The 10875-nt window shown below is 58.7% G+C and carries 8 protein-coding genes; 2 read left to right on the top strand and 6 right to left on the bottom strand.

All coding sequences use genetic code 11. The annotated features are described in order from the left end of the window. Positions 1 to 398: 398 nt before the first annotated feature. The 6 genes from pbpG to pepA all read right to left on the bottom strand — a co-directional run bounded on the left by pbpG (position 399) and on the right by pepA (position 8817). Positions 399 to 1226 (bottom strand): D-alanyl-D-alanine endopeptidase, encoded by an 828-nt coding sequence (gene pbpG, locus AAC083_RS00755; RefSeq protein WP_042035244.1) that lies wholly within the window; start codon positions 1224 to 1226, stop codon positions 399 to 401. A gap of 136 nt (positions 1227 to 1362) precedes the next feature. After that, positions 1363 to 2028 (bottom strand): DedA family protein, encoded by a 666-nt coding sequence (locus tag AAC083_RS00750; protein ID WP_042035242.1) that lies wholly within the window; start codon positions 2026 to 2028, stop codon positions 1363 to 1365. Between the two features lie 20 nt (positions 2029 to 2048). Beyond that, entirely contained in the window at positions 2049 to 3341 is a 1293-nt protein-coding gene (locus tag AAC083_RS00745) for a hemolysin family protein (RefSeq protein ID WP_042035240.1), read from the bottom strand. 406 nt (positions 3342 to 3747) lie between these two features. Beyond that, on the bottom strand, positions 3748 to 6612 hold the full coding sequence (locus AAC083_RS00740) for a valine--tRNA ligase (protein WP_108537825.1): 2865 nt from the start codon (positions 6610 to 6612) through the stop codon (positions 3748 to 3750). 67 nt (positions 6613 to 6679) lie between these two features. Continuing rightward, entirely contained in the window at positions 6680 to 7135 is a 456-nt protein-coding gene (locus AAC083_RS00735) for a DNA polymerase III subunit chi (protein WP_108537821.1), read from the bottom strand. Positions 7136 to 7308: 173 nt separating this feature from the next. Then, positions 7309 to 8817 carry a leucyl aminopeptidase gene (gene pepA / locus AAC083_RS00730; RefSeq protein ID WP_108537820.1) on the bottom strand — a complete coding sequence of 503 codons (1509 nt, stop codon included), beginning with the start codon at positions 8815 to 8817 and terminating at the stop codon, positions 7309 to 7311. 172 nt (positions 8818 to 8989) lie between these two features. Between pepA and lptF the strand changes: the two genes are divergently transcribed. Continuing rightward, positions 8990 to 10102 carry an LPS export ABC transporter permease LptF gene (lptF, locus tag AAC083_RS00725; protein WP_181364874.1) on the top strand — a complete coding sequence of 371 codons (1113 nt, stop codon included), beginning with the start codon at positions 8990 to 8992 and terminating at the stop codon, positions 10100 to 10102. Positions 10103 to 10242: 140 nt separating this feature from the next. Beyond that, positions 10243 to 10875: LPS export ABC transporter permease LptG (gene lptG / locus AAC083_RS00720; RefSeq protein WP_108537823.1), on the top strand; the 633-nt coding region annotated here is incomplete at its 3' end.

Here is a 10875-nt window from a genome sequence, read left to right as displayed (position 1 = left end):
CTGGCTACGAACCAGGTGGTCGGAGGTTCGAATCCTCCCGGGCGCACCATACAGACAGCCTCGACTCAGGTCGGGGCTGTTTTTTTATGTGCGAAATTCACCTCTGCGGTGCGGATCTGCTTCCGTGGTGACGGGTCGTTCACTGTCCTGTCGATCTGCTCTTGCCATCTCTTCTGCTTCGCTTCCCGTTATTTGGTGCCGCTCTTCTGATCGGGGTTATACCCTGTCTCTTTTACCGCCTCTGCCTGCGCGCTGTATGTCTGTTGTTGCAACGGGGGATAGCGTGCCATGCCATCGCTCAGGGGGTAACAGCCAACCTCTTGTACCGCCAGCTGTGGTGTTTTACGGGTAATAAAAAAGGATGCCGCAGCATCCTTTTCCAATTCCGGGTTGGCAACTCAGCTTTTCAGCCACTTGCGAATGCGGTTGGCATCGCCGATAGGGGTGCGTTTGCCCACCGAGTTGAGCAACACGATGGCCAGCTCCTGGCGGTCGGGTTTGGCGCGCATCACCAGGCAGCGGCCCGCCTCGTCGGTGAAACCTGTCTTGGAGAGGCGAACATCCCAGTCCGGGTTTTTCACCAGCGGGTTGGTGTTGTTGAACATCAGGCTGTAGGCGGGGGTGCTGAAACGCATCTCCTTGTCGGTGTCCTGGGTGAATTCACGGATCAGCGGCTGGCGATAGGCGGCAGAGATGAGCTTGGCCAGATCCTGGGCGGTGGAAACGTTGCGCGTCGACAGGCCGGTGGAGTCGTAGAAACGGCTGTTGCGCATGCCAAGTTGCTTGGCCTTGTTGTTCATGGCGCGGATGAAGGCGGGACGTCCACCGGGATAGTGGCGTGCCAGGGCCGAGGCCATCCGGTTCTCGGAGGACATCAGTGCCAGGTGCAGCGCATCGCGGCGGCTGACCTTGCTGCCAAAGCGGACCCGGGAATAGGTGTGCTTGATGGCATCCCTGTCATTCTGATCTATGGTCAGGGTCTGGTTGAGATCCTGACGGGCATCCAGTACCACCAGCGCCGTCATCAGCTTGGTGAGCGAGGCGATCGGCCGCACCTGGGTGGCATTCTTCTGATACAGGGTCTTGCCCGTATTGACGTCCATCACCAGTGCGCTGCTCGATTGCAACTGCAGTTTGGCCGGGTTGGGGGCAGCCAATGCTGCCGGCAAGCCCAGCAGTCCAACCAATGCATATACCAGCGCCATTGCGCTAACCCGACACCGCATACTACCGACTCCGTTCACGTCGAAAAAAAGGCGGTAGATTCACTCATTTTTACCCCTGCTTTACAAGGGTATCAGGGGGAATTCGCCATTATTTCGATAAAAAAAGGCCATCTTGCGATGGCCTTTTTCATTTGTCTCAATCCCGTGGGGTGACGGTTTTACTTTTGCTCAGCCAGCGCCAGATGAGGGCGACAATACCACCGACCAGCAGTACCAGCGGCAGGTAAAGAATGATGCTGAGGAACTGTGACTCGTACTTGGCCGCGAGCTTGGTGTGGCTCAGGTAGTAACCCAGGCTCACCAGCGGAGTGATCCACATGATGGAGCTGACCAGATTGACGACGAGAAAGCGCCCCTGCGGGATCTCGGTCGCCCCGACTATGTAGGGGTAGACAGTGCGCACGAAGGCGATGTAGCGGGCCGTGATCAGGGTCAGGATGCCGTATTTGTTGAGCAGGTAGAACACCTTCTCCTTGTGCTTGTCGTCCATGTGGGACATCAGGCGATGGTACATGCGGGTATGGCCCAGAAAGCGTCCCTGCATATAGCCGAACCAGGTACCGACGAAGGTGGCCAGGATCAGCAGTGGCACTATACCAAGGGGGAGTACGTCCTGATAGATGAGTACACCCGTCAGAATGAGCAGGCTATCGCCGGGCAGGAAGGCGGTGGGGATGAACCCGTTCTCCAGCACAAGAAAAGTTAGCAACACGCCGCAGACCATGAAGGCCATCTTGGGATCGGACAGCGTCGCCAGATCCTGATGCATAAAGGCGTGAGCCAGTTGGTAAAACTGCTCCATACTCACAAGCTCCGCGTAAATTAGCTGGGTTGATCGATCAAGGGCATGGCGAGCACCTTGTCGATGCGCAGACCATCCATGTCGACAATTTCCAGTTGCCACTGCTCCAGAGCCACCAAATCTCCGGTCTGAGGAACACGGCCAAGGAGCAGCATGATAAGCCCTCCAAGGGTGTGATAGTGATGTTTTTCTTCTTCCGGTAGTCGAACCAGTCCCAGACAGTCCTTCAACTCCGGCAGCGGAATGAGGCCATCGAGCAGCCAGCTGCCATCGGTGCGCTGGAAGGCCCAGTTGTCATCGCTGTTATCCTGCTGGAAGTCACCCGCCAGCGTCTCCAGCAGATCCTGCTGGGTGACCAGCCCCTGCAGTTCACCGTATTCGTCCACCACCAGCACCATGTGCTCGGAGTGGGCACGGAAGTGATTGAGCAGCTCCAGGCCATTGAGGGTCTCCGGTAACAGGCTGCCATCCTGGGTCAGGGCCGCCAGATCGATGGGTTCCCCCTTGATGTAGGCGTGCAGTACCTTGTTGACGTTGAGTATGCCCACCAGATCCGAGAGGCTACCATCGCAAACCGGAAAGAAGCTATGGCGATACTCCACCAGCCGTTGCAGGTTCACCTCCAGCGGCAGGGCGAGATCCAGATAGCGGATATCGCTGCGTGGCACCATCAGGGAGGAGAGGCTGCGCTCGTCGAGACGAAACACGTTGCGCAGCATGGTGTGCTCATGATCTTCGATGATCCCGGCTTCGGAGCCCTCCACCAGCATGGCGTGGATCTCCTCCTGGGTCACGTTAGCTCCGCCCTCCTGGCTGACGCGCAGGATGCGCAGGCTGGCCTTGGTGGAAGCGGACAACAACCAGACGAAGGGGCGGGTGATGGCCGCCAGCCACAACATGGGGCGAGCCACCAGACAGGCGATGCGCTCGGCGTTGAGCTGGCCGAGGCGCTTGGGCACCAGTTCACCGACGATGATGGAGAGGTAGGTGATCACCACTATGACCAGCACGGTGGCGAGCAGGCTGCTGCTCTTGGCGGCCATGCCCCACTCTTGTAGCCAGAAGGCCAGCGGTTGAGCCAGCAGTGATTCGCCGTAGATACCGTTGAGTAGGCCGATACTGGTGATGCCGATTTGGACGGCGGAGAGGAAATGGGTCGGATCTTCGCTCAGCTTGAGGGCAATGGCGGCTGAGTCGCTGCCTTCGCTCGCCATCTTGCTGAGGCGAGCCTTGCGTGCGGTAACGATGGCGATTTCCGACATGGCAAATACGCCATTAAGCAAAATCAATCCAAACAGGATCAATATTTCCATACTGCAACAGCACTCCGAGTAGAAAAGATCGCTGGCAGTGTAATGAATTTGGGGGCGATGTGCTTGTGAAAGCAGGTGATTTGGCTCGCTAATTTTGTACAAAGGGGCGAAGAAAGGCCGTGAGAAGGGATTTATGGCAACAAAAAGCCCCCTGCGGGAGGGGAATGCCAGTCAGTTAACCATTTTTGTGACTAAATATCCGAAATATTGAATAACAGGAACTGTGCCATGGTTAACGCGTCAATGTGGCTGGCACCTTTGCCCTGACTGGCATCCAATAAAAAGAGGGAGGCATGATGCCTCCCTCACTCTTTTGCCCTTATCCCTCGCGGGCTGAGCCTCACATGCCCTTAACCGGCTTGTATTACCCTGCTGCAGGGGGGCTTTTTCATGCAGCTCAGCTGCCTTACAGAGCGGCGATTTCGGCCTGCTGGGTCTCGAGGGTCACCAGCTGGGCGCGGTACTCTTCCAGCTTCTCGCGTTCCTTGGCGATGACGGCTTCCGGCGCCTTGGCCACGAAGGCCTCGTTGCCGAGCTTGCCTTCGATGCGGGCGCACTCGCCGACCAGCTTGGTCACTTCTTTGGCAAGACGGGCCAGTTCGGCGTCCTTGTCGATGAGACCGGCCATCGGGATCATCAGCTCGGTGGCACCGATCAGCTTCTTCACTGACAGGGGAGCCACTTCACCGTCCGCCAGTACGCGGATGGATTCCAGACGGGCCAGGGACTTGAGGAAAGCCTCGTTGTCACCGGCGCGCTGGGCATCTTTGGCATCGCACTTGAGCAGCACGTTCAAGGCAACGCTCGGCGCCACATTCATCTCGGCGCGGATGTTGCGGATACTGACGATAAACTCCTTCACCCACTCCTGATCCGCCATGGCGGTGTCGTCTACCTTGGCGGCATCGAACTCGGGGAAGGCTTGCAGCATGATGGTGTCTGCGTGCACGCCAGTCAGCGGTGCCACCGATTTCCAGATGGTCTCGGTGATGAACGGGATGATCGGGTGCGCCAGACGCAGCAGGGTTTCCAGCACAGTCACCAAGGTGTGACGGGTGGCACGCTGCTCAGCCTCGGACCCCTTGCCCAGCACCGGCTTGGTTAGCTCCAGATACCAGTCACAGAACTGGTTCCAGATAAATTCGTACAAGACGCCTGCCGCGATATCGAAGCGGTAGGTGTCGAGCGCGGTGCGGAAGTCACGGATGGCCACTTGCAGCTGGGACTGGATCCAGCGATCCGCCAGGCTGAACTGCATCTCGCCGCCATTGCCTTGCGAAGAGAAACCGCAATCCTGATCTTCGGTGTTCATCAGCACATAGCGGGAGGCGTTCCACAGCTTGTTGCAGAAGTTGTTGTAGCCGTCCAGGCGCTTCATGTCCCAGTTGATGTCACGACCGGTAGAGGCGAGCGCCGCCAGGGTGAAGCGCAGGGCGTCGGTACCGTGCGCGTCGATCCCTTCCGGGAACTGCTTGGCGGTACGCTTGCCGATCTTCTCGGCCATCTGCGGCTGCATCATGTTGCCGGTACGCTTCTCCAGCAGATCTTCCAGTGAGATGCCGTCGATCATGTCGAGCGGATCCAGCACGTTGCCCTTGGACTTGGACATCTTCTGGCCCTCTTCATCACGGATAAGGCCGGTGATATAGACGGTCTTGAACGGGACTTGCGGCTGGCCGTTTTCGTCCTTGATGAAGTGCATGGTCATCATGATCATCCGGGCTATCCAGAAGAAGATGATGTCGAAGCCGCTCATCAGCACGTCGGTCGGGTGGAAGGTCTTGAGTGCTTCGGTGTTGTTCGGCCAGCCCAGGGTGGAGAAGGTCCACAGGGCGGAGCTGAACCAGGTGTCGAGCACGTCTTCGTCCTGACGCAGCACGGTCACGGACGGGATGCTGTGCTTGGAACGCACTTCCGCCTCGTCACGGCCCACGTAAACATTGCCGGCGTCGTCATACCAGGCCGGGATGCGGTGACCCCACCACAGCTGGCGGGAGACGCACCAGTCCTGAATGTCGCGCATCCAGGAGAAGTACATGTTCTCGTACTGCTTGGGCACGAACTGGATGCGGCCATCTTCCACCGCTTCGATGGCGGTCTTGGCCATCGGTGCCACGCGCACGTACCACTGGTCGGTCAGCATCGGCTCGATGGGCACACCGCCGCGATCGCCGTAGGGCTGTTGCAGTACGTGATCCTTGATTTCGGTCAGCAGGCCCAGCTCATCCAGCTTGGCCACGATGGCTTTGCGGGCGGCGAAGCGCTCCATACCGGCGAACTCGCCCGGCAGGGCGGTGTCGTAGGCGGTGCTCGGGTTGCCGTTGGTATCGACCACTTCGGCCTCGGCACGCACGTGGGCGTCCAAGGTAAAGATGTTGATCATCGGCAGGCTGTGGCGCTTGCCCACTTCGTTATCGTTGAAGTCGTGGGCCGGGGTGATCTTCACGCAGCCGGTGCCCTTCTCCATGTCGGCGTGTTCGTCGGCGACGATGGGGATCAGACGGTTCACCAGCGGCAGCAGGATGTGCTGGCCGATCAGCGCCTTGTAGCGCGGGTCTTCCGGGTTCACTGCCACGGCGGTATCGCCCAGCATGGTTTCCGGACGGGTGGTGGCGACGATCAGGTGATCCTGACCCTCGGCTGTCTTGGCGCCGTTGGCCAGCGGATAGCGAAGGTGCCACATATGGCCCTTGATCTCGCGGTTTTCCACTTCCAGATCGGAGATGGCGGTGTTGAGTTTCGGATCCCAGTTCACCAGACGCTTGCCGCGGTACATCAAGCCATCTTCGTAGAGACGGACAAACACTTCCTGCACGGCGCTCGAGAGACCCTCATCCATGGTGAAGCGCTCGCGCTCCCAATCTACCGAGTCGCCCAGACGGCGCATCTGGCGGGTGATGGTGCCACCGGACTCTTCCTTCCACTGCCAGATCTTGTCGATGAAGGCATCACGGCCGTAATCGTGGCGAGTCTTGCCCTCTTCTGCAGCGATCTTGCGCTCAACCACCATCTGGGTGGCGATACCGGCGTGGTCGGTGCCTGATTGCCACAGGGTGTTCTTGCCCTGCATGCGGTTGTAGCGGATCAAGGTGTCCATCAGGGTCTGCTGGAAGGCATGGCCCATGTGCAGGCTGCCGGTGACGTTCGGCGGCGGGATCATGATGCAGAAGGAGTCTTTGCTGGTGTCGCCGTGGGGCTTGAAGTAACCCTGGGTTTCCCAGTGCTGATAGAGCGCCTGTTCGATGGCGTTGTGATTAAAAGTCTTTTCCATGGTCTCGCCGTAATCTGGATGGATGGAGTCTGGTGTTGATTCTTTTTTTTGGATCAATAGGTTGCAGTCATGGCTGCGCTGGATCCTGTGCGGCAAGGACGGGCTGATCCCTCATTTCGAGGGTATGGCCTGCCTGGCGATAGTGCTTGTAGCGCTCGCGGGCTTGCTGCTTTTGAGTTTCATCAGTGGGGACAAAATCTACCACTTGAGCGAAGTGTCCTGCAAACAAAGGTGTCGCACTGGCCAGATTGATGAGGCGAGCATAGCGCCGCTTCGGCGGTTGATGACCGATCTCCACCGGTGCCTGACCGCTCTCACCCTGTAACTGATGGGGCACGAAGCGCTCCGGTGGCAGTTGCCACAACAGCTCGTCCAGGCGCAGGGCCTGAGCCGCATCGTCGCACAGCAGGTAGAGATGGCCCGCGCTCCAGCCATCGGCCACGAGTTGACAGGCGAGCCGCTCGACGGCGGTGGCCTGCGCGTCATCCGGCTCGCTCATCAGGTAAAAGGTCACTTGGCTCATCAGGTTGATCCCGTTTGCGGTGACGGACTATTGACCGCCGAAGAGGCTGACAGGGAGTTTTCCCGCCTGCCACTCACTGATTCAAGAATGAAACAAGGAAGAGGCGGGCCTCTTCCTTGTGGTACTGGGCAACTCCCGCGCTTCCGATGCAGCCATCGGAAGGAGCAGGGGAGTTACTCCTTCTCTTCGATATCCACGCCAGCCCTGTTGAGCAGGAACTGGGTCAGCAGGGGCACCGGACGACCGGTGGAGCCTTTATCCTTGCCACTCTTCCAGGCGGTCCCGGCGATATCCAAGTGGGCCCAGTTGTACTTCTTGGTGAAGCGTGACAGGAAGGCGGCAGCGGTAATGGTGCCAGCCGGACGCCCGCCAATGTTGGCCATGTCGGCAAACGGGCTCTCCAGCTGTTCCTGATACTCGTCGAACAGCGGCAGGCGCCAGGCGCGATCGCCGGCCTGCTCGGAGGCGTTGAGCAGCTCGTGAGCCAGCGGGTTGTGGTTGGCCAGCAGACCCGTGGTGTGGTGGCCCAGCGCTATGATGCAGGCACCGGTCAGGGTCGCCACGTCGATGACAGTCTCGGGATCGTAACGATCCACATAGGTGAGCGCATCACACAGCACCAGACGACCTTCCGCATCCGTGTTCAGCACTTCAATGGTCTGGCCGGACATGGAGGTGAGGATGTCACCCGGGCGATAGGCGTTGCCACCCGGCATGTTCTCGCAACCGGCCAGCACGCCGATGACGTTGATGGGCAGCTGTAACTGAGCCAGGGCGTGCATGGTGCCGAGCACGGAGGCGGCGCCACCCATGTCGTACTTCATCTCGTCCATGCCTTCGGCTGGCTTGATGGAGATGCCGCCGGAATCGAAAGTCAGACCCTTGCCGACCAGCACGATGGGCTTGGCATCGGCATTGCCCTTGTATTCGATGATGGCCATCATGGCCTCATTGTCGGAGCCACGGGCCACTGCCAGATAGGAGTTCATGCCGAGCTCGGCCATCTCCTGCTCACCGATCACTTTGGTGGTGATGTTGTCGAAGGCATCGGCAAGACGACGAGCCTGGGAAGCCAGATAGGCCGGATTGCAGATGTTGGGCGGCATGTTGGCCACGTCACGACAGACCCGCACCCCTTTCGCCACCGCCAGACCGTGGGAGATGGCTTTTTCACCTATGGTCAGTTCCCGACGCGTCGGGACGTTGAACCCCAGCTTGCGCAGCGGACGGCGCGGCTCGGCCTTGTTGGTCTTGAACTGATCGAAGCTGTAGAGGCCCGCCTTGGTGGTTTCCACCGCCTGGCGCACCTTCCAATAGGTATCCCGACCCTTGACGTGCAGTTCTGTCAGGAAGCAGACCGCTTCCATGGAACCCGTCTCGTTCAGGGTGGTGATGGTCTTGTTGATGATCTGCTTGTACTGGCGTTCGTCGAGTTCCCGCTCCTTGCCACAACCGACCAGCAATACGCGCTCGCTGAGCACGCCTGGTACTTGATGCAGCAACAGCATCTGGCCTGGTTTCCCTTCCAAGTCGCCACGGCGCAACAGCGAACTGATGTAGCCATCGCTGATCTTGTCCAGTTGTTCGGCAACCGGAGAGAGACGACGCGGCTCGAACACGCCGACCACGACGCAGGCACTGCGTTGCTTCTCAGGACTGCCACTCTTTACACTGAACTCCATGGAATCTCCTACATCCTAAAGACAAAAGGCACCTTTTATTGAATAATGCGGTGCTTGTTGGGGTATCAGAGGCGGAGCGAACAGCCATAGGCTCCGCAGTTCAAACTGGTAAAAATCCAATATACGGCCCTATTTTTCAGGCATTCAACTAAAAACACAAGTTTACTTGGGAATGACTGTGATCGTTTTCCGATATTTGTTCAGGGAAACCCTGAAAACCCAGCTGGCAGTGTTGTTCGTGCTGCTGCTTATCTTTGTCAGTCAACAATTTATCCAGATCATCGGTGATGCTGCCGATGGCGAGGTGCCAACACGCCTGGTCTCTACCCTGTTGCTGCTCAACCTGCCCAATATGGCGCTGTTGATGCTGCCTATCAGCCTGTTTTTAGCCATCTTGTTTGCTCACGGTCGCCTGTATGCCGAAAGTGAGATGACTGTGATGCATGCGGTGGGGTTCGGCCACCGCTTTGTGATGCGCAGTGCCATGGTGCTGGCGTTGCTGACCGCGGCCATCGCCGCTTTCAATACCGGCTGGATCGCCCCTCAGGCCAAGGAGCGCGAGTATCAGGTAATCGACGAATTCAAGGCCGATCCGGGTATCTCCTTCCTGCAGGCGGGCCGTTTCATGGAGCTCGACAAGGGGCGGCTCGTTGTCTACATCCAGGAGCTGAACGACAAGGGCTCCCGGCTGCAGAAGATCTTCGTGCTGCAGCGCTCTCAGGAGGGCAAACCGCCCTCTGTGGTGGTGGCGACGGAAGGGGTGGTGACGGTCGATGAGAACGGCCTGCAGTGGCTGACCCTGAAGGACGGCTCCCGCTACGAGGGCCACTTCAGCAGCAAGCAGTTCCAGATCTCCGAATTTGATGAGTTCAGCCTGGTGATCCGCCAGCAGGAGATGGAGCGCTCCAGCCGCAAGGCGGCTGCCAAGCCGACTCTGGATCTGTTGGGTACGCAGGACAACGGCATGATGGCCGAGTTGCAGTGGCGCCTGTCGTTGCCGCTCTCCATCCTGGTACTCACCTTCCTGGTGGTGCCGCTGGCCAGGGTCAACCCCCGTCAGGGGCGCTATGCCAAGCTGCTGCCTGCCATCTTGCTCTATCTTTCCTACTTCCTGTTGCTCAGTGCGGCGCGCTCGGCCATCGACAGCGGACGCCTGCCTCATTGGCCGGGCATGTTCCTGGTGCCGCTGGCCTATCTGCTGTTGATCGGTCTGCCGCTCAACCTGCAGGGCACCAGCTGGTGGAACGGGATCAAGACTCTCTATTTCAAAAGAAAATCAGTATGATGCTGCAACTTAGGAGCCTCTGTTGATGGTTGGCATTCTCGACAGGCATATCAAAATGGGTCAGCGCGGTATCGCTCCTGTTTTATGCACAGTATTTCAAGGCGAATCAGTATGATGCTGCAACTTAGGAATCTCGGCTGATGTTTGGCATTCTCGATAGATATATCGGCAGGGTCATTTTCATGGCAATCCTGTTGTGTCAACTGACCCTGGTCGGGCTGGCTGCGCTCATCAAATATGTTGAGCAGCTCAGAGCCGTGGGGGAAGGCAACTACGACATGATCAATGCGCTCTATTTCGTCATGCTCTCCATGCCCAAGGAGGCGGTTCAGTTCTTCCCGCTGGCCGCCCTGCTGGGTGGGCTCATCGGGCTGGGCCAGTTGGCGAGCAGCTCGGAGCTGGTTGTGATGCAGGCGGTGGGGCGTTCCAAGATCAGTATCGTGATGGCGGCGCTCAAGACTGCCATCCCCTTGATGATACTGGTGGGCCTGATGGGTGAGTATGTGGCGCCCATCGCCAAGCGGATGGCGGATGATATCAAGGCGGGCGCCCTGTCTGAGGGGCGACTGACGGTCTCTGCCTACGGGGTGTGGGCCCGCGATGGCAATAACTTTGTCAACATCAACGGGGTGCGCAACGATGGCGCCCTCACCGGCATTACCCTCTATCGCTTCACGCCCGAGCGCAGGTTGATCGATATCCTCCAGGCGCAGGAAGGGGTGTTTGAACAGCATCACTGGCTGCTCAAGCAGGTCATGGTCACCCGCTTTGAC

Source organism: Aeromonas sp. HMWF014 (assembly GCF_963878295.1).
GTDB lineage: Bacteria > Pseudomonadota > Gammaproteobacteria > Enterobacterales > Aeromonadaceae > Aeromonas > Aeromonas popoffii.
This window is presented reverse-complemented; position numbering and strand designations above follow the sequence as displayed.

What these genes read in the sequence shown, in the direction of transcription:
- pbpG (WP_042035244.1), bottom strand. Translation starts at nt 1,226, where the DNA reads ATGCGGTGTCGGGTTAGCGCAATGGCGCTGGTATATGCATTGGTTGGA.
- AAC083_RS00750 (WP_042035242.1), bottom strand. Translation starts at nt 2,028, where the DNA reads ATGGAGCAGTTTTACCAACTGGCTCACGCCTTTATGCATCAGGATCTG.
- AAC083_RS00740 (WP_108537825.1), bottom strand. Translation starts at nt 6,612, where the DNA reads ATGGAAAAGACTTTTAATCACAACGCCATCGAACAGGCGCTCTATCAG.
- AAC083_RS00745 (WP_042035240.1), bottom strand. Translation starts at nt 3,341, where the DNA reads ATGGAAATATTGATCCTGTTTGGATTGATTTTGCTTAATGGCGTATTT.
- lptF (WP_181364874.1), top strand. Translation starts at nt 8,990, where the DNA reads ATGACTGTGATCGTTTTCCGATATTTGTTCAGGGAAACCCTGAAAACC.
- AAC083_RS00735 (WP_108537821.1), bottom strand. Translation starts at nt 7,135, where the DNA reads ATGAGCCAAGTGACCTTTTACCTGATGAGCGAGCCGGATGACGCGCAG.
- pepA (WP_108537820.1), bottom strand. Translation starts at nt 8,817, where the DNA reads ATGGAGTTCAGTGTAAAGAGTGGCAGTCCTGAGAAGCAACGCAGTGCC.